The sequence below is a fragment of the Amycolatopsis thermoflava N1165 genome, assembly GCF_000473265.1.
In the GTDB taxonomy this organism is placed as follows: domain Bacteria; phylum Actinomycetota; class Actinomycetes; order Mycobacteriales; family Pseudonocardiaceae; genus Amycolatopsis_E; species Amycolatopsis_E thermoflava.
The window spans coordinates 3,979,131-3,999,019 of the sequence record NZ_KI421511.1; the positions used below are offsets into that span (position 1 = coordinate 3,979,131).

Below are 19,889 nucleotides of genomic sequence, written 5' to 3' on the forward strand. Positions count from 1 at the left end.
GAGGGTAGGCCCGCCTCAAACGGGGAGTTCGGCAGCGGTCCGTTCACGGTGACGTGCGCGACTCGCGCCGACCGCGGCCGGCGCGATGAGCGCCGCCAGAACCGCTACCAGCACGAACGAAGCGGACAACGAGGTCGCCTGTGCGACACCGCCGATCAGCGGCGGACCGGCCAGGAACCCGGTGTAGGCGACAGTGGTGACGAACGCGATCTCACGCTCCCCGCCGCTGCCGTCCGCGCGCTTGCCCGCCTCGCCCGCCAGGCTCAGCGCGACCGGGAACGCGGCGGCCAGCCCCGTGCCGGCCAGCACGAACCCGGCGAAGGCCAATGCGGCGACCGGGACGAGGGCGGACACCAGCAGGCCGGCCGCGGCGACGACCGCGCCGACCGCGAGGGTCCGGGTGGCGCCGAGGCGGCGCTGCACCCACGCGCTGCCGAGCCGGGTGACGGCCATGGCGAGCGAGAACGCGGTGAAGGCGAGCGCGGCGGCGCCCTCGCCCGCGCCGTGCTCGGTGACCAGCAGCAACGCGGACCAGTCCGAGCTGGCGCCTTCGGCCATCGCGGAACACAGCGGCACCACGGCCAGCAGCCACAGCACCGGTCGCCGAGTGGGCGCGGTGGTCGCCGGCCGGGCAGCCCGTTCGGTGCGCGGCACCGCACGCGGCAAGCCGTGGTGGACGACCAGCATCACGAGCGCTGTCACGACGGCGGCGACGAGGAAGTGCCGCTCGGGTGACCAGTGCTGCGCCGCTGCGAGCCCGGCTGCGGCCGAGGCGACCAGCCCGCCGAAGCTGAAGCCGGCGTGGAAGACCGGCATGATCGCCGTGCCCGTGCGCCGCTCGACGCTGACGCCGCCGATGTTCATCGCCACGTCGAGCCCGCCGTTGGCGAAGCCGAGGCCGAACAACGCGACCGCGGAGCCACGCCACCGAGCCGACGAGCCCGGTCAACGACAGCACGACGCAGGACAGCAGCGTCGCGGCGAGCATCACGGCACGCGCGCCGAACCGCTCCGACACGCGGCCGGACAGCGGGGCCGCCAGCAGGAGCCCCGCTGTGCCGCCGAGCAGCGCCAGCCCCAGTTCGCCCGGACTGGCTCCGACCTGCTCGGCGAGCGCGGGCACGCGCGGCGCCCAGGACCCGTAAACCGCGCCGTTGAGCGCGAAGACGACGAACACCGCTACCCGATCATTGACCCCAATCACCCGTCCCACAATGACTTAAGCGCTTCAGAACGTCAACCCGGCGGGCGATCGGTCTAGACTGCGGCGATGACCGGTACCCGTCGGCGCCGCCCGACGCTCGACGACGTCGCCGAAGCGGTGGGCGTCTCACGGGCGACGGTGTCCAACGCGTACAACCGCCCGGACCAGCTGTCGGCCGACCTGCGTGAGGAAGTGCTGCGCGCGGCGAAGCGGCTCGGCTACGCGGGCCCCAACCCGACCGCCCGCAGCCTCGCCACCCAGCGGTCGGGCGCGATCGCCTTCATGCTCGACACCGGGTTGTCGGCGGCGTTCTCCGATCCGGCGTTGTCGATCACGCTGGACGCGCTCGCGAGCCGGGTCGATCCGGAAGGGCACGCGCTGCTCCTCCTGCCGGGCGGGCACGACGGCGGGCCACGCGCGGACCGGGTGCTGGCGGCGCAGGCCGACCTCGCGGTCGCCTACTCGCTGGCGGACAACGCGCCGGCGCTGCGGGCGGTGAAGCAGCGTGGGCTGCCGCTGGTGGTGATCGACCAGCCGGTCGTGCCCGGGTCGGCGCGGGTGTCGACGGACGACCGCGGCGGTGCGGCGGCCGCGGCCCGGCATCTGCTGGAACTGGGCCACCGGCGGTTCGCGATCCTGTCCGCGCAGTGCCTGTCCGAACCGCGCGGGGGTCCGTTGAGCGCGACGGAGGCGGCGCGGAGCCGGTTCCTGGACAACCGGGAGCGGCTCGCCGGCTACCTGGAGACCTTGGGGGCGGCCGGGATCGATCCGGACGCGGTGCCGATCTGGGAGGTGTCGGGGCTGTCGCGGGAGGCGGCGATGCCCGGCGCGGCGGCGTTGCTGGACCGGGAGCCGACCGCGCTGCTGTGCATGTCGGACGAACTGGCCCTCGCGGCGCTCGCCGTTGCCCGGCAACGCGGTCTCCGGGTGCCGGCGGACCTGTCGATCGTCGGGTTCGACGACACGCCGCCGGCGGCGTGCTCGGATCCACCGTTGACGACTGTGCGGCAGGACCTCGTGCGCAAGGGGCAGCTGGCCGGAGAACTGGCGCTGCGCCTGCTCTCCGGGCAGCGCGCGCCGAAGGCGACCACATTGGACGTCGAGCTGGTGGTGCGGGGTTCCACGGGTCCTGCCAAATAGCAGAGGTTTCGCCCGTTCGGCAAGAATCAGTTTGCGCCCTGTGGACAAGTGCGTTTCCGAGGCCCCGATCGAGTTAACGGAACCTACTTATCCACAGAAGTAGAAATCCCTGCTGACAACCCTTCTCCCACCGGCCATTGTGGAGTCCGGAACCGCGCACCGCGGAGACCGACTCACAGGGGAGATGAGAAATGTTCGCGAATTTTCGCGCGTACCTGCCGAAGGCGCTCGTGCTGGCCGCGCTGGGACTGCTGACCACGGGCGGCATCGCCGAGGCGGAGACCGCGCCGCCGGCCGGGTATGGCTGCGAGCAAGGCGAGTTCTGCGCGTGGTCCGAGGAGTTCTACGGCGGGTCGGTGCAGTTCCTCGACCTTCGCACCGCCAATCCCGGGGAATGCATTCCGCTCAGTGGTGACGCGCGGTCGTTCGTGAACCGGCTGGACCGCGACGTGACGGTGTACCAAGGCGAGGACTGCTCCACGGAAGGCGACTTCACCACGTACCCGGGTGGCGGGACGTTCGTGCCGCACGCGCCGTTCGTCGTGCGGGCCATCCAGATCTGGGACTACTAGGCGGAGTCGCCGCAGACGAGATCGCCGTTCGCCCGCTCCTGGGGACGTGAGTCCGGGCTGGCGGCGGTCCGGGATCCGCTCCCCGCGGTTCCCGCCCGCGGGCGCGTCGCGGGCACACGGCGCGCCCGCGGGTCACCGCTGAAGGTTCTCGGTCGGTGGGGCCAAGGGCAGAGGTGCACCCGGTGGTTCGCGCTCTCGCCCCGGCGAGCGCGGCACTGAAGATCGCCCGCAGCGCGTCCTTGGCGTAGCGCGCTGCGTGCCGAGAGCGACAGGTGCTGCGTCGATGCCCTGCTCGCGGGGCGAACCTGTTCAGCTGCGCTCCCGGTACGGGTTCAGCTCCTCCGGGGGCACGGCCGCCGCGGGCCGGGTGAGGATGGCCCGGACGCGGGCCGGATCGAGCTTGGGCACGCGTTCGGCGGTGAGCAGGCCGTTGCGTTCCTGCTCGGTGTCGGTCAGCTGGGTGTAGCAGAAGCCGGCGAGTTCCGGCGACGAGAGGACCGCGGTGACGAGCTGGTCCAGCCGGACGGCCAGCTCCTCGTCGTCGGTCACAGTCGAGTAGCCGAACCACTTCTCGTCCTCGGCGGGAACGTGGGAGAGGCCGCCGAACTCGGTCAGCATGACGGGGCGGTCCGAAGCGGTGCCGTCGAGCAGGAGGCGGCGCCCACCGGGACGGCCGTCGGACAGGGTGTGGCGCAACGCGGCACCGTACCGTGTGGACAGTGCTTCACCGGTCGGCGCGTAGTCGTGCACGCCGATGATGTCGGCTTCCGCGATCTCCCAGCCGTCGTTGCCGATGACAGGCCGGGTGGGGTCGATGCTCTTGGTGAGGTGGTAGATCGAGCGCACGAAGTGGGTTTGCTCGGGTGCCGTGGCGATGTCGGGAACGCCCCAGCTCTCGTTGACCGGCACCCACGTCACGATGCAGGGGTGGCTGCGGTCCCGGCGCAGGATCTCCAGCCACTCCCGGGTGAGCCGCTCGACGGCTTCGGGCGCGAACTCGTAGGCATTCGCGGTCTCGCCCCAGACGAGCAGGCCGAGCTTGTCGCACCAGAAGAGGAATCGTGGATCCTCGGCCTTCTGGTGCACGCGGACGCCGGTGAAGCCGAGTTCCTTGATGAGCTCGACCTCCCGCCGGAGTGCGACCGAGTCCGGCGCGGCGAGGTGCGACTGCGGCCAGTAGCCCTGTTCGAGGACCATTCGCGGGTAGTAAGGGAGGTGGTTGAGGAGGAAGCGACCGTCGGCCACGCCGACCTCGCGCAGACCGAGGTAGCTGCTCACCGCGTCGGACGGCACTTCCGCGCCGTGCAGTTCGATCGACGCATCGACCAACACCGGGTTCTCCGGTGACCACAGCAGCCGGGACCGGTCCTGTCCGTGCCGCAGCGCGGGCACGGTGATGTCGAACCGGAACCGCCGCCGGTCGACGCGCACGGACTGCTCGGCCAGCACCTCGTCCCCGTGCCGCAGAACCACGCGGATCGTCACAGCTTCGCGCGGCGCCGCGGAAAGCTCGCCCTCGCAGGAGACCGACGCACGGGTGAGCTCGGGAGTCCAGTGCAGTTCGCGAAGGTGGAGCGCCGGGACGACCTCCGCCCACACCGGCTGCCAGATTCCCGTGGTGCGGTGGTACCAGATGTCGTGCGGCTCCGGGTGCCAGTCCTGCTTGCCCCTGGGCTGGGTGCCCTCGTCCGGGCGGTCTTCCGCCCGCAGGACGATCACCTGCGGACCGTCCGACCGCAGAGCCGCGGTGATGTCGAAGGAGAACGGCGTCTGCCCGCCTTCGTGGCTGCCGAGGTGGATCCCGTTGATCCACACCGAGGCCGCGTAGTCCACGGCGGCGAAATGCAGGACGAGGCGGTGGCCGTCGGGGATCGGCGGGGCGTCGAACTCACGGCGGTACCAGACCACCGTGTGCGGTTCGGTCGCGTGCACGCCGGAGAGTTGCGACTCGGGCGGATACGGGACGGTGATCGTCCGGTCGAACGGCTCGGTGGCGGTGAACCAGTGGTCGGCGAGGCCGCGATCGTCGTCGTCGAAGGCGAAGCCCCAGGCACCGTCCAGGTCGAACCACTCGGACCGGACGAGTTGTGGTCGTGGGCAGAGTCGGTCCGGGTCGGCGGCGATCATGGCGAAGACCCTACGACAGGAAGGACTGTTGAGCATGGCACGGTGAGCTGCTAACTTCGACGCCGTGACTGCCGGGTCGGCCTTGCGCCGCGCACAGACAGGACTCCCGGCCGGGCCGTGATCACTCGGCGGGCCCGTGGCCCGCCACCTCCTGCGCTCTCCCCTTCTCTGGGACGACGCGAAAGGAGGTGATCACATGTCCCAGTACCAGGTCTCGCAGGCCGTGTGGCGCGATTTCCTCGCCCAGCACGCGGACGGCGGAGTCATCGCCGCGACCGTGACGCGGGTGCTTCCGTTCGGCGCGTTGGTCGAACTGCCGCCGGGCGTTCCTGGGCTGCTGTCCAGGCCCGCCTGGACTGCGGAAGCGGAAGCCGGTGAACGGGTCGAGGTCCGCATCGCGAGCCTCGACGTCGAGAACCGTCGCGTGAGCGTGGTTCCTGCGTGTTTGACACGGTGTGACCGAAAGGGTGCGGGGGCAGAATGGCGCTGCCCCCGCACCTCCCGCAGCCTAGCGACGCGCCTCGACGTGGCCCAGCACTCGGGCAGTCCCGTCACGGCCGGGCGAGCCCCCGCGGCTGTCGGGGACATCACTGGGGAGTCGGCCTGTGCGAACGTGACCCGCCCCGACGTGGTGCGGGGCATCTACCGCAAGCAGTCGCGTTGAGGCCCACCTGGCGCCTCGAGCCGAGCGGCTCAAGCGTCAGTTTTGGGCAGCTCAACGCCCACTGGCCGAGTCAGCGGCTCAATCAGGTGTCGATCGCCGTACGCCAGCCGCACTCAGACGTGGGCTCGCCGACCGTCGGTCTCGAGGCCGGGCCGGGCTTCAGCGGGGCGGCCGTATGCGCGGCCGTCGTTGCTGCGCTGGAGGAGCCCTGCGTCGACGAGGTAGCGGCGGAGCGCGGCATGGTCCTCGTAGATCGCGGCGAGCTTCGCGCGGACCTCCGGCTCGGTGTAGACCCGGCCAGGCTCGAACTGCTCGGCGAGCTTCACGAGCAGGGCCTGGCGGAGCTTGCCCGGACGCGGGATCGCGGTGAGCCTGCCGCGGCTGAACAGCGCTTCGAGCGGATCGTTCGCCGGCTTGGCGAGCGACTCTCGGAACGCTTGCGGCACGGCCCGGTACCGGTCCCCGTCAACGGTGACGATCCCAGCCGAAACGAGGCGCTTCGCGAGTTTCGCGGTGTGCCGATCCTCCGCGATCGGTAGCCCGTCAGGCGAAGTGCAGATCCGGGCGAAAAGCATCAGGCGTTCGGGGTCCGCCAGCGCGGAGACCAGCGCTTCCGGTGAGGCCATGGCCCCGACCGTACCCGCGGCCGACGAACGCGCGAACCAGTTTTCATGATCAGACGCGGACACGCCGCCGGGAAGACCCACCGGGCGCGGCACGCCGACCGCCAGCGGCGCAGCCACCTAGGGTGCGTGGCCGCAGCGGTCCGCACCGCCACCGGCGAAGCCCACCGCGAATGCCGTCGGGCATGTCGGCCCTGTAGGCCGAGTCAACCGCGCCGGCGATGTAGCTCTAGCCGCCCGCGCTCACCACATCGACCATGCGGGCCGCGCCAGCCGGGCCAGCCACATCGACCATGTCAGCTCTGGCCGACCACGCCGACCAGGCCAGCCATGCCGGCCGCGCCGGCCACGTAGCTCCAGCCGGCCGCGCCGGCACGCGGACCAGGCCAGCCCGAGCCACCATGCCGGCCACGTTGACCAGGCCAGCCCGAACCAGCCGCACGGAGCCACGCCGGGCATGTCGCTCCAGCCGGCCGCGCCGGGCACGCCAACCAAGCCAGCCCCAACCAGCCGCACCGAGCCACGCCGGCCATGTCGCTCCAGCCGGCCGCGCCGGGCACGCCAACCAAGCCAGCCCCAACCAGCCGCACCGAGCCGCGCCGGGCATGTCGCTCCAGCCGGCTGCGCCGGGCATGCCAACCAGGCCAGCCCGAGCCGGCCGCGCCGGCCACGCGGACCAGGCCAGCCCGAGCCAGCCAAGTCGGCCACGTCGGCCGAGCCGGCCACGTCGGCCGGGTCGGCCACGTCGGCCATGTCGCTCTAGCCCGCTACATCAGCCGCGTCAGGGGGTGGCGCTCGTCTCGGCCACGTCGGCCACGATGCAGCTGATGTTGTCCGGTCCGCCGCCCGCGTTGGCGAGCTCCACCAGCCTCTGCACGGCCTCCTCCGGGGTCGGCACCGTCGTCAGCACCTCGGTCAGCTGCTCCGGCGTCGCGACGTCGGAGAGGCCGTCGGAGCAGATGAGGTACCTGTCGCCGGGCCTTGCGTCCACCACGAAGAGGTCCGGTTCGGGCTCGCCGGCGCCCTGGAGCGCCCTCGTGAGCACCGAACGCTGCGGGTGGCTCATCGCCAGCTCCGGCGAGATCCGGCCCTGGTCCACCAGCTCCTGCACCACCGTGTGGTCCCGCGTCACCTGCGTCAGCTCGCCCTCGCGCAGCCGGTACGCCCGCGAATCCCCGACGTGGGCCACCGCGAACGACGTGCCGTCCCAGGCCAGCACCGTCAGCGTGGTCCCCATGCCCTGCAGCCGGCTGTCCTCCTCGACCTGGGCCCGCAAGCGGGCACCGGCGTCGGACACGGCGGCCGCCAGCGCCTCCACGTCGGCCTTCGCGGACTCCGCCTCGAGGCGCTCGTCCAGTGCGGCGATCGCGGCGACCGCGCCCGAACTGGCGACCTCACCGGCGACGTGACCCCCCATCCCGTCGGCGACGGCGAGCAGACGCGGACTGGTGTAGACCGAGTCCTCGTTCGCTTCGCGTCGCTGCCCGACGTCGGAAGCCACGGCGTAGGAAATCGTCAGCGGCCCAGGTTCCATGAGTGAAGTAAAGCAGCGGCCCGCGAACCGCGGCACAGCCTCACCCCGTCCGGCGCGCCATGCGCCACAATCGCGGGGTGTGGTTCGCCGTCCTGGGTCCTGTCGAGGCGCGCTCCGCGGCCGGCGACCCGGTGCCCCTCGGCGGTCCGCGGCCGCGCTCCCTCCTCGCGCTCCTGCTGCTCGACGCCGGCCGCGTCGTCGGCACCGACCGGCTCATCGACGGCCTCTACGGCGACCACCCGCCAGGCGACGCGGCCAACGCCCTGCAGGCCCAGGTGTCCCGCCTCCGCCGCAAACTCGGCGACCACGCCCACATCGAATCCCAGCCCGCCGGCTACCGCCTCGCGGTCGAACCGGACCGCGTCGACCTCCACCGCTTCACCCGCCTCGCCCGCGAGGGACGCCAAGCCCTCACCACCAACGAACACGCCCGCGCCGCGAAGCTGCTCCGTGACGCCCTGGACCTCTGGCGCGGCCCCGCCCTCGCGGACGTGCGCGACGCGCCCTTCGCCGAAGCCCAGGCCGCGCGCCTCGACGAGCTGCGCGTCGCCGCCGTCGAGGACCGCGCCGAAGCCGACCTCGCCATCGGCGAATCCCGCGCGGTGATCGGCGAACTCACCGAGCTGTGCGCCGCGCACCCCCTGCGGGAACGGCCCCGCGTCCTGCTCATGCGCGCGCTCGCCGCCAACGGCCGCCAAGCCGAAGCGCTCACCGTCTTCGAGGACGCCCGGCGCGTGCTCGCCGACGAACTCGGCGCCGACCCGTCCCCGGAACTCGCCGCCACGCACCTCGCCGTGCTGCGCGCCGAGCCGGCACCCGAACCGCCGAAGATCCCCGCCCAGCTCACCACCTTCATCGGCCGCGAACCGGAACTGGCCCGCATCGCCGGCCTGCTCGGCACCGGCCGCCTGGTCACCCTGACCGGCCCCGGCGGCGCCGGCAAGACCCGTCTGTCCATCGAGGCCGGTGGCCGCGCCGACGGCGAAGTGTGCTTCGTCGACCTGTCGCCCGTCACCAGCGCCGCCGACGTCGCCCAGGCCGTCCTCACCGCGCTCGGCCTGCGGGAGACCGGCCTGTTCCCCACCGGCGGCGCCCCGCCGGACCCGGTCGGGCGCATCGAGACCGCGCTCACCGACCGGCGCCTGCTGCTGATCCTCGACAACTGCGAGCACGTCATCGCCGACGCCGCGAAGCTCGTGCACCGGCTCCTCTCGTCGAGCCCGGGACTCCGCGTGCTCGCCACCAGCCGCGAGCCACTCGGCATCACCGGCGAGGCGCTGTGCGCCGTGCCCCCGCTCGCGTCCCCGCCGCGCGGCGCCGGCGCGGCCGAGGCCACCGGCTACGAGTCGGTGCGGCTCTTCACCGAACGGGCCGCCGCCGTGCGGCCCGGGTTCCGGCTCGACGACGACTCGGCCGAGCGGGTGCGGCGGATCTGCGCCGCGCTCGACGGGCTGCCACTGGCCATCGAACTCGCCGCGGCACGCCTGCGGACCCTGCCGCTGGACCAGCTCGAAGCCCGCCTCGACGACCGGTTCCGCCTGCTGTCCAAGGGCAGCCGCACCGCCGCGCCGCGGCACCAGACGCTGCGCGCCGTCGTCGGCTGGAGCTGGGACCTCCTCGCGCCGGAGGAGCAGAACCTGGTGCGCCGCTTCGCGATCTTCTCCGGCGGGGCGACGATGGACGCGGTCGCGAGCGTGTGCGGACTGTCCGAACCGGACACCGAAGACCTCCTCGACAGTCTTGTCGACAAGTCGCTCATCGAGTTTTCCGGTGAGCGCTACCGGATGCTGGAGACGATCCGGGCGTTCAGCGCCGAGCGACTGGACGAATCGGGCGAACGGGACGCGGTGGCCAGGGCGCACGCCAGCCACTTCCTGGCACTCGCCCAGACCGCCGACCCGCACCTGCGCCGCACCGAGCAGATCGAGTGGCTCGCCCGCCTGACCGCCGAGCGGGCGAACCTGCACGCGGCGTTGCGCTGGGCGGTCGAGTCGGACACCGCGCTGGCGCTGCGGCTCGTCGGCGCGTTGTCGTCGTACTGGCGCCTGCAGGGCGTGCGCACGGAAGTCGCGCCGCTCGCCGCGCGGCTGCTGGCCAACCTCGGCCCGGAACCGCCCGGCGACCTGGCGGAGGAGTACGTGCTGTGCGTGCTCAACGCCGCGCCCGCCGAATCGCCCGGCCTCGACGAGCACCTGCGGCGGGTCGATTCGATCGTGCCGTCGCTGCCGTGGCCGCTGCGGCAGCCGTACCTGCTCGTCTACTGGGCACTGTTCGCCGGTCCGCCCAGCCCGGCGCGGCGGCCGAACGAGCTGGAACAGGCCATGCTCGACGACGACGATCCGTGGTTCCAGGCGCTGGTGCACTTCTCGACGAGCTACTTGCGCCTGTTCAACGGCGACAGCGCGGGCGCCGAAGAGGCGTTCGCGAGGTCGCTCGGACTGTTCCGGCGGATCGGCGACCGGTGGGGCACCGCGCAGGTGCTCGACGGGCTCGCCGAGCTCGCGGACCTGCGCGGTGACCGGGACCGCTCCACCGCGCTCGTCGACGAGGCGATGGACCTGCTCGGGCAGCTCAACGCGACGGAGGAGCTGGCCGAGCTGTGGGCGCGGCGGGCGGACCGGTTGCTGCGCGACGGCGACCTGACCGACGCCGAGGCCGGTCACCGCCACGCGGCGGACCTCGCGCGGCGCGCGGGCGCCTCGACCCTGCTCGGCCTCACCGAGCGCGGGTTCGGCGAGCTGGCCCGGCGTCGCGGTGACTTCGCGCGGGCGCGGGCGCACTTCGAGCGGGCGCTGGCCATGCTGGGGACGGACTGGCAGAGCGACGCGGCGAGCGCCCGGACCTTCACCGCGATGGGCAGGCTCGCCGAGGCGACGGGCGACTGGGCGGAGGCGCGGGCGCGGCACCGGCAGGCGCTGGACATCACGCTGGCGCAGCACTTCCGGACCGACATCGCGGACGCGCTGGAGGGCCAGGCGGGGATGACCCTGCTCGACGGCGACCCCGAGCGGGCGGCCGAGCAGCTGGGAATGGCGGTGGCGCTGCGGAGCGCCACCAGGCCGCACGACCAGGACGTGGCGGCGGTGGCGGCGGGCTGCCAGAAGCTGCTGGGCGCCGACGCCTTCGCGGCCGCCCACGACCGCGGCGCCGCCATGTCCTTCGAGGAGATCTCGGAAGCCCTCAACTCCCGGGAGCCTCAGATCCCGTAGTCCTTCAGCTTCAACGTGTTCGCCGCCTTCAGCGTCATCTTGTCGAACACCCCGGAGAACACGCGGGTCGTCAGCATGCGGTGCGACTGGTTCCGCAGCCACAGACCGCGCGCGGTGCGGGGCGCCAGGAACGGGCCGGTGCCCTTCGCCTGCTTCGCGCCCGCTTCGGCGGCGGGGCGGACCTCCGACTCGTACCGCTCGAACGCCACGGCGTGGTCCCCGCCCGCGGCGGCCAGCTCGCCCGCCAGCACGTACGCCGCCATCATCGCCAGTCCCGTGCCGCCACCGCCAGGCCCGACGCCCCAGCCCGCGTCGCCGACCAGGGCGACCCGGCCGCTGGTGTAGCGCGGCAGGTACACGTGCGCCAGCTCGTCGAAGTACAGGTCGGCCGCGTCGCGCAGGCCCTCCAGCAGACGCGGGACCTCCCAGCCGACGCCGTCGTACACCTCGGCGATCAACCGCTTCACCTGGTCCTCGTCCTTGCGGTCGAAGGTCAGGCCGTCGGCCGCGAAGACGAAACCGATGTTCGCCGGACCGTCCGGGTCCTGCGCCGCGTACGTCACGCCCCGGCCGAGCACGTTGTAGATCAGCCCGGTGTGGTCGAGCCGCAGGTGGTTCGGCGCGCTGAACCCCGCGCACGCGTAGCCCATCTCGGTGCGGAACCGCGACTCCGGGCCGAACGCCAGCGCCCGCACGCCCGAGTGCAGCCCGTCGGCGCCGATCACCAGGTCGACGGTCCGCGGCGCGCCGTGGGCGAACGTCACCTCGACACCCGAACCGGTCTCCGTCAGCGACGTGATCCAGTCGCCGAACACGTACTCGGTGCGGTCCTTCGTCGCCTCGTACAGCACGCGGCTCAGGTCCCCGCGCTGGATCTCGACCTCACCGCTGATCATCGACGCAGGCAGGCTCGCCACGCGCTTCCCGGACGCGTCCAGGATGTGCTGCTCCCCCATCGACGTCTGGTGCGCGCGAATCTCCTCCAGCAACCCCATCCGCCGCAGCACCGACACCTGCTCGCCGCGGAAGTCGACGGCCTGCCCGCCCTCACGCAGGGCGGGCGCCCGCTCGACCACGGTCGTCGCGTAGCCCAGGCGGTTCAGCCAGAACGCCGTGGACGGGCCTGCGATGCTCGCACCGGAGATCAGCACTGTCCTGTTCATCGAAGCTCCTCAACTCGGTTGACCCGAGCTTCGCCAGGAGCGCTGACCGACGGCTTACCGTCCGCTGACCGGGCGCGCGTGCACGTGCCAGTGGCCGGTCACCGCGAAGCCGCACCGCTCGTACACCCGCTGCGCGCCGGTCGGGTTCGCGCCGTCCACACCCAGCACCGCCCGCCGGTAGCCGCACTCGCGAGCCTCCCGCAGCACCCGAGCCACCAGGCTCTTCGCCGCGCCGCGGCCCCGCGCCTCGGGCAGGGTGCCGACGTACTCGACGACCACCTCGCCGTCGGCCACGCCGCGTTCGACGCACAGCACCAGCGCGGTCACCCGGTCGCCGTCGAGGGTCAGGAACGACAGCTCCGGCCGGAACCCCGCGCTGCCGGTGACGCGGTGCCGGAACAGCTCGGGTGTCAGCGGCGCGCTGCCGAAGTGTTCGCGGAACGCCTCGTTGAGGGCGAGCCGGGTGGCCTCCTCGTGCCGCGGCTCGTACCGGACGGGCTCGACCGTGGACTCCACGGACGGCAGGGCGGACAGGTCCGCCGCCATGTCGAGGAAGGTGCGCACGTGCTCGTAGCCGCCGCGGCGCAGCACCGACGCGTACCACCGCTGGTTGTCGTGCGCCATGGCGTGCAGTTCCAGCGGCGCTCCCGGGAACACTTTCCGGTGAAGTTCGGAGCTCGCCTCCTCGTACCACCGGAGCAGCTCCGCGCCGAGCGCATTCGTCCGGTGGTCCGGGTGCACCATCGACTCGACCCGCATGTGGTGCACCGGATCGGCGGCGGTCCGGCGTGCCGTCATCGCGTAGGCGATCATCCGGTCGCCGTCCAGCACGGCGACCCCCGCCTCGGGCAGCGGGGAGTTCGGCGACTCCAGGCTCTCCCTGATGTCGGCGACGCTGTGCTCCTCCCCTGTGGGCTCCACCTTCTCGCCCGCGGCGAACAACTCCGTCACCGCTTCGGCGTCGTCCAGCCGCAGTGCGCGCCAGGTCACAGTCATCGGCCGAGCGTAGGCACAGCCGCCGGCCCGTCCCCAGCGATTTTCCGGCCGCGAGTTACCCTGCTGGCCGTGCTGGTGCTGCTGCCTCCTTCGGAAACCAAAGCCGCCGGTGGGGACGGCCCTCCGCTGGATCTCGACGCGTTGTCGTTCCCCGAGCTGAACCCGCTGCGGCGCAAGCTGGCCGACGCGCTCGTGGAGCTGGCAGGCAACGTTCCGGAGAGCCTGGACGTGCTGGGGCTGTCGGCGCGACAGGAGGACGAGGTGGCGCGCAACGGCGCGCTCTGGAGCGCGCCCACCCTGCCCGCGCTGGAGCGCTACACCGGCGTGCTCTACGACGCGCTCGACTACGGCGGTCTGCGTCCCGCCGCACGGGCGAAGGCGGACCGCAGGCTGGCCGTCGCCTCCGCCCTGTTCGGCATCGCCCGCGGCGACGACCGCATCCCGGCCTACCGGCTCTCCGGCGGCACCACCCTGCCCGCGCTCGGCTCGCTGCGGTCGTTGTGGCGTCCGGTCCTCGAGCCCGCACTGGCCGAAGTGGACGGTCTGATCGTCGACCTGCGCTCCGGCGCCTACGCCGCGCTGGCCCGGATCCCGCGCGCGATCACCGTGCGCGTGGTCACCGCGAGCGGCAAGACCGTGAGCCACTTCAACAAGGCCTACAAGGGAAAGCTCGCCGCCGCGCTGGCGACCGCCACCCGCGAACCCTCCACTGTGGAAGGCCTGATCAGCGCCGCCGAGCGGGCCGGCATCACGCTCGACCGGGTCGGCGAGCAGGAACTGGAGCTGATCACCGACCGGTGAACCGCTCCGGCCGGTAGGGCGCGAGGTCGACCGGCACGTCTTCGCCGAGCGCGAGGCAGGCGACGAGCCGTCCGGCGAACGGCGCCGCGGTCAGCCCGCCCGGGCCGAAGCCGGTGGCGATCAGCACGTCCGGCCGCTCCGCCAGCGGCCCGAGCAGCGGCAGGCCGTCCGGTGAGGCGGGCCGGAAGCCGATCCGGGTTTCCAGCAGCGTCGCGTCGGCCAGGCCCGGCGCGACGGTCAGGGCGTTGTCCAGCACCTCCCGCTGGCCGGCCGCGGTGATGCGGTGGTCGAAGCCGGAGCCGGTCTCCCGCGTGGCGCCCGCGACCACCCGCGAGCCGGGGAAGGCCAGCAGGTAGTGGCTGGACACCGGCAGCACGACCGGCCAGCGCGCGGTGTCCGCGCCCGGCAGTTCGAAGTGGCTGATCTGGCCCCGCTGCGGCGCCACGGACACCGACGGCACCAGCTCGCTGCTCCACGCCCCGGCCGCGACGACGACCTTGTCCGCCGCCAGCTCCTTACCCGCGACCCGGACGCCGCGCCCGCTCAGTTCCGCCGCGCCCTCGACGATCCGGGCGCCGCGCGCCACCGCGGCGTCGAGCAGCGCCTGCCGCATCCGCCGCCCGTCCACGCGTCCGCCGCCGGAGACGTGCACCGCGGCCAGGTCGGGCGCGAGCGCGGGGAACAGCTCGCGGGCCTGCGCCGGATCGAGCCGGGAGACCTCGCCCGCCGCCGGTTCCCCGGCCACGCGCGCACTCACCCGGGCGAACGCCTCGTCGAGTTCGGCCGGGTCCGCCGACACGACCATGCCGCCGACCACCTCGAACGAGGTGTCGCCCGCGCCGTCCTCGGCCAGCTGGGCGACCAGCTCCGGGTAGTAGGCGGCGGCCGCGGCGGCGAAGCGGTACTCGTCGTCGCCGCGGCGGCTGGTCCACGGGCACACGATGCCCGCACCCGCGGCCGTCGCCACCCCGGGGCGGCCGGCCTCCACCACGACGACCTCGGCGCCGCGGCGGGCGAGCTGGTGGGCGGTGCTCGCTCCGGCGATCCCGGAGCCGATCACGATCACGCGCATGCCGCCAGTCTGCCGTTAATTCGGTTGCGGCCGCAGCACCGCCGACGGCATGATCACGCCAACGCCGGTGCGCTGGGCCCCGGTGGCGAGTGGAGGAGGTGCGTTGTGTCCGTCGTTGTGCTGGGCCGTGCCTTCGCCGCCCGTCCACCCGCCCCACCCGCCTGATCGAACGGCGCCGGTGGGGCCCCTCAGCCTTGGAGACCCACCAGTGCGTCAGCACGATTTCGAAGACTTCACACCACGCTCACGTCGTCGCCGCCCGCGGTTCGACGACGAGATCAACCCCGTCCGCAGCGGCCGCCTGACCGAACAGGAGCGGCAGCGGCTCGCCCGCGTGCGCGACGACAGCTACGCCGAACCGGCGGTGCCCGGCGGCGCCGACCGCTACTCGACGTGGGACAGCGCCGAGCACGGCCCGCGCCCGCACCCGGTCTGGCTGGTCACCGAACTGGCCGCCGTGGACACCGAGCTGGGTGTCCTCAAGACCGGCAAGGAGGCCGAGGTGCACCTGCTGCGCCGCGGGCTCCCCGACCGCAGCCGGGAATGCCTGCTCGCCGCGAAGCGTTACCGATCAAGCGAGCACCGCCAGTTCCACCGCGACTCCGGCTACCTCGAGGGCAGGCGCATGCGCCGGTCCCGGGAGAACCGGGCCATGGCGCAGCGCACCTCGTTCGGCCGCAACCTCATCGCGGAGCAGTGGGCGATCGCCGAGTTCGCCGCGCTCAGTCGCTTGTGGACGATCGGTGCGCCGGTGCCGTACCCGGTGCAGCGGGACGGCACGGAACTGCTGCTGGAGTTCGTCGGAGAGCCCGACGGCACGGCGGCGCCACGCCTGGCACAGCTGCGGCCCGAGCCGGAGGAACTACGCGACCTGTGGTTCCAGACGATCGGGGCGCTCGACGTACTGGCGTCGGAGGGGCTCGCGCACGGAGACCTGTCCGCCTACAACATCCTCGTCCACCAGGGCCGGATCGTGCTCATCGACCTGCCCCAGGTCGTGGATGTCGTGGCGAATCCGAGAGGAGCGGAGTACCTCACCCGTGACGTCCACAACATCTCCGCGTGGTTTGCCGCGCGGGGTCTGCAGGTCGAGGCCGATGACCTGGCTTTCGACCTGCGGCAGCGGGCGGGGCTGAGGTGAGGTCCCCGACGGTCTTCAGGTATTCTGATCACAGTCCGCAACCGGGCGACGTGAATTCGGGTCGCCCCCTTCATGGGACGCGGACACACCACCGATGGCGCAGCCGCGCCGGGTTCGTCCTTGTGAAAGCCCGCCGAACTTGTTCTTCAGCCTGCCTGCGCGCAGGCACACCGGGCCTCCCTTGCGACGTACCACCACGTCCGAGAGGCAGTGCGTGAGCATCACCCTTGAGTCCACTTCCACCGTGCAGTCGTTTGCCGACCTGAACCTGCCGGAGCCCCTGCTCGGGGCCCTGCGCAAGGCCGGCATCGACGCACCCTTCCCGATCCAGTCGGCGACCCTGCCGGACGCGCTCGCCGGGCGCGACGTGCTCGGCCGGGCGCAGACCGGATCCGGGAAGACCCTCGCCTTCGGGCTGGCCCTGCTGGCCCGCCTCGAGGGCGGGAAGGCCCGGTCGCGGAAACCCCGCAGCCTGGTCCTCGTTCCCACGCGTGAGCTGGCCCTCCAGGTCAGCGACGCGCTCACCCCGCTGGCCCGCGCGCTGGGCCTGTGGTGCCGGACCGCCGTCGGCGGGATGGCCTTCCCCCGGCAGGCCGACGCGCTGCACCGCGGCGTCGACCTGCTGATCGCCACGCCGGGCCGTCTGTCCGACCACGTCCGGCAGGGCACCGCGGACCTCAGCGAGGTCCAGTTCATCGCCATCGACGAGGCCGACCAGATGGCGGACATGGGCTTCCTGCCCCAGGTCCGGGAGATCCTGGACCTGACCCCGCGCGACGGCCAGCGGCTGCTGTTCTCGGCGACGCTGGACGGCGACGTCGGGCAGCTGGTCAACCGGTACATGCACGACCCGGTCGAGCACTCGGTCGCGCCGGCCACGGCCAGCGTCGACACGATGGACCACTACGTGTTCCAGGTCTCGCGCCAGGAGAAGCAGTCGGTCGTGACCGAGATCGGCGCCCGCGAGGGCCGCACGATCATGTTCGTGCGCACCAAGCACCACGTGGACCGGTTGACCGACCGGCTGCGTGAGCGCGGTGTGCGGGCGGGCGCGCTGCACGGCGGCAAGTCGCAGGGCCAGCGCAACCGGGTCCTGCAGGACTTCCGCGACGGCCACACCACGGTGCTGGTCGCCACGGACGTCGCGGCGCGCGGCATCCACGTCGACGACGTCAGCCTGGTGCTGCACGTCGACCCGGCCGCGGACCACAAGGACTACCTGCACCGCGCCGGCCGCACCGCGCGCGCCGGTGCGTCGGGCACCGTGGTCACGCTGATCACGCCCGACCAGCGGCGCACCGTGCGCCGGATGACCGACAAGGCCGGCGTCCGCGCCGACCAGCTGGTCGTGCGGCCCGGTGACGCGAAGCTGTCCGACATCACCGGCGCCCGCGAGCCGAGCGGCGTCCCGGTGGTGGACCGTCCGCGCGACACCGCCCCGCGCCGGGGTGGCGGCTCGCGTGGCTTCGGCGGGCCGCAGCGGCCGCGTCGCGGTGGCAGCTACGGCGACCGCGACCGCGGTCACGGTGGCGGCTACCGCCAGGGGCGTCCGGGCCGCGGCCCGCGTCGCAGCACGCCGTCGGCCAGCTGACGCGCTGAACCCGGAACCGCCGCGATCCCAGCCCGGGGTCGCGGCGGTTCTTTCGTTCAGTGGGCCTTTTCCGTGAGTCTCGCGGTGTGCAGGCGCGGCGCCGCGGGTTATGCGCTCTGTTCGGCGAGGGCCGCTTCGTAGGCGCTGTGCAGCTTCGCGAACACCGACTCCCGGCCCGGGGGACGCGGGATGCCGAGGTGCTGTTCGCGCAGCTCGTCCATGAACTCGTCCCACAGCTGCGGCCCGCCGCGTTCCAGGAGTTCCGCCCGCACGGCCAGTTCGCGGGTGACCGGCAGGTGCCTGCGCCCCCACGCGCCCAGGTGCGCCATCACCGGCACGAGCTGGATCGCCGGTTCGGTCAGGCTGTAGATCACCTTCTGCTTGTGCGTGGGGTCCGGGGCGCGGGACACCAGTCCCAGCTCAGTCAGCCGCTGCAACCGGGACGCGAGGATGTTCGACGCGATCCCCTCCTGCGAGTTCTGCAGCAGCTCCCGGAAGTGCCGCAGGTTGCCGAACATCATGTCCCGGATCACGACCAGCGACCACTTGTCACCGAGCACCTCGACCGACAGGTTGATCGGGCATCCCGACCGGCGTTCGTCCGTCATCCCACCCTCCTTCCGATTGCAGTTTACAACCGGTTCCGGAAGCAGTACAGTTCCTGAAAACCGATTGCAAACCACAACCAGTAGAGGAGACGACCATGAGCAAGGTGTTCAGCAGCCTGGGCGTGTCGGCCGACGGTTTCCTGGCGGGGCCGCGTCAGACCCGGAAGGACCCGCTCGGCGAGGGCGGCGAGCAGCTGCACCGGTGGATGTTCGAGACCCCGGACGAGAACCGGCCGGAGATCGACGCCATCGTCGACGCGGGCGCGTTCATCATGGGGCGCAACATGTTCGGCCCGGTCCGTGGCGAATGGGACGAGGACTGGCGTGGCTGGTGGGGCGACGAGCCGCCGTACCACGGGCCGGTGTTCGTGCTGACCCACTTCCCGCACGAACCGATCGAGATGGAGGGCGGCACGACGTTCCACTTCGTCACCGACGGCATCGAGTCCGCGCTGAAGCAGGCGCGGTCCGCGGCCGGTGACCGGAACGTGTCGGTGGCGGGCGGCGCCTCGACGGTGAACCAGTACCTGGCGGCCGGCTTGATCGACGAGCTGCGCCTGCACATCGCCCCCCTGGTGCTGGGAGAGGGCGAGCGGCTCTTCGCCGGCCTCAGCGACCTGGACCTGGAGCCGGTCTCCTCGCGCACCACCTCGCTGGTCACCCACGTGACCTACCGGGTCCGGCGCTAGATCGGGAACAGCTCGAAGGTGCAGGCCAGGGGCACGCCGGCCAGTTCGCCCGCGGCCGAGGCGAACTGGCGCAGGAACGGCTCCGGTTCGGACATCACCCCGCCCAGCGCGGCCAGGTACGCCTTGTGCTCGCGCAGCGACGCGACCGCCAGGTCGAACGTGCCGGTGATGTCCACGGCGTGGGTCTGCACCGGCGAGCCGCCCACCGCCACCCACCGCACGCCGCTCCACGGCTCCAGCCCGAGGTCGCGGAAGAGCCACCGATTGGCGGCGTCGCGGACCGCGTCGAGCGTGGCCAGGCCGACGTTGCGGTGGTCGGCCATGTTGAATCCGCCGCCGGGAAACGACTCGCGGTGGTTGAGCGTCACCACCAGCTCCGGGCGGTGCCGCCGGACCGCCGCCGCGATGTCCCGCCGCAACGGGATCCCGTTCTCGATCAGGCCGTCCGGGTGGTCCAGGAACTCGACCTCCTCGACCCCCACGACCCTGGCCGCGGCGAGCTGCTCCTGCGTCCGCAGCGGCCCGGCCTCCTCGGGCGGCATGCTGTCGATGCCGGCCTCGCCGCGCGAGGCGAGCACGTAGACGACCGACTTCCCCTGCCTGGTCCACCGGGCGATCGCCCCGGCCGCGCCGTACTCCAGGTCGTCCGGGTGCGCGACCACCGCGAGCGCCCGGCTCCAGTCCTCCGGCATCATCGCCGGTCCCGTGCCGGTCATGGCCCCTCCACTCCCCAGCTGTGGCTCGGTGCGACACTG

The 19,889-nt window shown here is 72.7% G+C and carries 16 protein-coding genes and 1 pseudogene; 8 read left to right on the forward strand and 9 right to left on the reverse strand.

Annotation, left to right across the window (positions count from 1 at the left end; translation table 11 throughout):
• Positions 1-15 precede the first annotated feature (15 nt).
• Positions 16-1,204, reverse strand: a pseudogene (locus tag AMYTH_RS45320) (MFS transporter).
• Between the two features lie 66 nt (positions 1,205-1,270).
• Between AMYTH_RS45320 and AMYTH_RS0119615 the strand changes: the two are divergent.
• Both AMYTH_RS0119615 and AMYTH_RS0119620 read left to right on the forward strand, forming a co-directional pair.
• Complete coding sequence (locus tag AMYTH_RS0119615; protein ID WP_027931747.1) at positions 1,271-2,344, forward strand: LacI family DNA-binding transcriptional regulator; 1,074 nt, start codon at positions 1,271-1,273, stop codon at positions 2,342-2,344.
• A 191-nt stretch (positions 2,345-2,535) separates the two neighbouring features.
• Positions 2,536-2,916 (forward strand): peptidase inhibitor family I36 protein, encoded by a 381-nt coding sequence (locus AMYTH_RS0119620; RefSeq protein WP_027931748.1) that lies wholly within the window; start codon positions 2,536-2,538, stop codon positions 2,914-2,916.
• Between the two features lie 309 nt (positions 2,917-3,225).
• Here the strand turns inward: AMYTH_RS0119620 and AMYTH_RS0119625 are convergent, their stop codons facing one another.
• Positions 3,226-5,043 carry a glycoside hydrolase family 2 protein gene (locus AMYTH_RS0119625; protein WP_027931749.1) on the reverse strand — a complete coding sequence of 606 codons (1,818 nt, stop codon included), beginning with the start codon at positions 5,041-5,043 and terminating at the stop codon, positions 3,226-3,228.
• A 196-nt stretch (positions 5,044-5,239) separates the two neighbouring features.
• On the opposite strand from AMYTH_RS0119625, the gene AMYTH_RS50380 reads away from it, so the two are divergent.
• Positions 5,240-5,707 carry a S1 RNA-binding domain-containing protein gene (locus tag AMYTH_RS50380; protein WP_228684875.1) on the forward strand — a complete coding sequence of 156 codons (468 nt, stop codon included), beginning with the start codon at positions 5,240-5,242 and terminating at the stop codon, positions 5,705-5,707.
• Between the two features lie 113 nt (positions 5,708-5,820).
• Here AMYTH_RS50380 and AMYTH_RS0119635 read toward each other — a convergent pair whose 3' ends face one another.
• Positions 5,821-6,450 (reverse strand): DUF2087 domain-containing protein, encoded by a 630-nt coding sequence (locus tag AMYTH_RS0119635; RefSeq protein WP_228684877.1) that lies wholly within the window; start codon positions 6,448-6,450, stop codon positions 5,821-5,823.
• Positions 6,451-7,111: 661 nt separating this feature from the next.
• Positions 7,112-7,864, reverse strand: a complete 753-nt coding sequence (locus AMYTH_RS0119640; protein WP_037322611.1) for a PP2C family protein-serine/threonine phosphatase — start codon at positions 7,862-7,864, stop codon at positions 7,112-7,114.
• Positions 7,865-7,941: 77 nt separating this feature from the next.
• Here AMYTH_RS0119640 and AMYTH_RS0119645 point away from each other — a divergent pair, with 77 nt between their 5' ends.
• Complete coding sequence (locus AMYTH_RS0119645; RefSeq protein ID WP_027931752.1) at positions 7,942-11,073, forward strand: BTAD domain-containing putative transcriptional regulator; 3,132 nt, start codon at positions 7,942-7,944, stop codon at positions 11,071-11,073.
• On the opposite strand, the gene AMYTH_RS0119650 is transcribed toward AMYTH_RS0119645, so the two are convergent.
• Positions 11,061-12,236: an FAD-dependent monooxygenase gene (locus AMYTH_RS0119650; RefSeq protein ID WP_027931753.1), complete on the reverse strand. Its 1,176-nt coding sequence runs from the start codon at positions 12,234-12,236 to the stop codon at positions 11,061-11,063. The genes AMYTH_RS0119645 and AMYTH_RS0119650 overlap by 13 nt on opposite strands.
• A gap of 54 nt (positions 12,237-12,290) precedes the next feature.
• Positions 12,291-13,232 carry a GNAT family N-acetyltransferase gene (locus AMYTH_RS0119655; protein WP_027931754.1) on the reverse strand — a complete coding sequence of 314 codons (942 nt, stop codon included), beginning with the start codon at positions 13,230-13,232 and terminating at the stop codon, positions 12,291-12,293.
• Positions 13,233-13,301: 69 nt separating this feature from the next.
• Between AMYTH_RS0119655 and yaaA the strand changes: the two genes are divergently transcribed.
• Positions 13,302-14,033, forward strand: coding sequence for a peroxide stress protein YaaA (gene yaaA, locus AMYTH_RS0119660; protein WP_027931755.1), 732 nt, complete (start codon positions 13,302-13,304; stop codon positions 14,031-14,033).
• Here yaaA and AMYTH_RS0119665 read toward each other — a convergent pair.
• The gene (locus AMYTH_RS0119665) at positions 14,020-15,105 is read right to left on the reverse strand and encodes an NAD(P)/FAD-dependent oxidoreductase (RefSeq protein ID WP_027931756.1); all 1,086 of its coding nucleotides are present in this window, start codon (positions 15,103-15,105) and stop codon (positions 14,020-14,022) included. The genes yaaA and AMYTH_RS0119665 overlap by 14 nt on opposite strands.
• 208 nt (positions 15,106-15,313) lie before the next feature.
• Between AMYTH_RS0119665 and AMYTH_RS0119670 the strand changes: the two genes are divergently transcribed.
• Together AMYTH_RS0119670 and AMYTH_RS0119675 are read left to right on the forward strand one after the other, a co-directional pair.
• Entirely contained in the window at positions 15,314-16,246 is a 933-nt protein-coding gene (locus AMYTH_RS0119670; RefSeq protein ID WP_027931757.1) for a serine protein kinase RIO, read from the forward strand.
• A gap of 214 nt (positions 16,247-16,460) precedes the next feature.
• On the forward strand, positions 16,461-17,837 hold the full coding sequence (locus tag AMYTH_RS0119675; protein ID WP_027931758.1) for a DEAD/DEAH box helicase: 1,377 nt from the start codon (positions 16,461-16,463) through the stop codon (positions 17,835-17,837).
• A 107-nt stretch (positions 17,838-17,944) separates the two neighbouring features.
• Here AMYTH_RS0119675 and AMYTH_RS0119680 read toward each other — a convergent pair whose 3' ends face one another.
• Positions 17,945-18,445 (reverse strand): winged helix-turn-helix transcriptional regulator, encoded by a 501-nt coding sequence (locus tag AMYTH_RS0119680; protein WP_027931759.1) that lies wholly within the window; start codon positions 18,443-18,445, stop codon positions 17,945-17,947.
• A gap of 95 nt (positions 18,446-18,540) precedes the next feature.
• Between AMYTH_RS0119680 and AMYTH_RS0119685 the strand changes: the two genes are divergently transcribed.
• Positions 18,541-19,134 carry a dihydrofolate reductase family protein gene (locus tag AMYTH_RS0119685; protein ID WP_027931760.1) on the forward strand — a complete coding sequence of 198 codons (594 nt, stop codon included), beginning with the start codon at positions 18,541-18,543 and terminating at the stop codon, positions 19,132-19,134.
• Here the strand turns inward: AMYTH_RS0119685 and AMYTH_RS0119690 are convergent.
• Positions 19,131-19,850: a PIG-L deacetylase family protein gene (locus AMYTH_RS0119690; protein WP_027931761.1), complete on the reverse strand. Its 720-nt coding sequence runs from the start codon at positions 19,848-19,850 to the stop codon at positions 19,131-19,133. The genes AMYTH_RS0119685 and AMYTH_RS0119690 overlap by 4 nt on opposite strands.
• Between the last annotated feature and the right edge of the window lie 39 nt (positions 19,851-19,889).

Bases quoted from the DNA above. Each gene is read 5' to 3' on its own strand.
- AMYTH_RS0119615 (WP_027931747.1), top strand. From the start codon at position 1,271: ATGACCGGTACCCGTCGGCGCCGCCCGACGCTCGACGACGTCGCCGAA.
- AMYTH_RS0119620 (WP_027931748.1), top strand. From the start codon at position 2,536: ATGTTCGCGAATTTTCGCGCGTACCTGCCGAAGGCGCTCGTGCTGGCC.
- AMYTH_RS0119625 (WP_027931749.1), bottom strand. From the start codon at position 5,043: ATGATCGCCGCCGACCCGGACCGACTCTGCCCACGACCACAACTCGTC.
- AMYTH_RS50380 (WP_228684875.1), top strand. From the start codon at position 5,240: ATGTCCCAGTACCAGGTCTCGCAGGCCGTGTGGCGCGATTTCCTCGCC.
- AMYTH_RS0119640 (WP_037322611.1), bottom strand. From the start codon at position 7,864: ATGGAACCTGGGCCGCTGACGATTTCCTACGCCGTGGCTTCCGACGTC.
- AMYTH_RS0119650 (WP_027931753.1), bottom strand. From the start codon at position 12,236: ATGAACAGGACAGTGCTGATCTCCGGTGCGAGCATCGCAGGCCCGTCC.
- AMYTH_RS0119655 (WP_027931754.1), bottom strand. From the start codon at position 13,232: ATGACTGTGACCTGGCGCGCACTGCGGCTGGACGACGCCGAAGCGGTG.
- AMYTH_RS0119665 (WP_027931756.1), bottom strand. From the start codon at position 15,105: ATGCGCGTGATCGTGATCGGCTCCGGGATCGCCGGAGCGAGCACCGCC.
- AMYTH_RS0119680 (WP_027931759.1), bottom strand. From the start codon at position 18,445: ATGACGGACGAACGCCGGTCGGGATGCCCGATCAACCTGTCGGTCGAG.
- AMYTH_RS0119685 (WP_027931760.1), top strand. From the start codon at position 18,541: ATGAGCAAGGTGTTCAGCAGCCTGGGCGTGTCGGCCGACGGTTTCCTG.
- AMYTH_RS0119690 (WP_027931761.1), bottom strand. From the start codon at position 19,850: ATGACCGGCACGGGACCGGCGATGATGCCGGAGGACTGGAGCCGGGCG.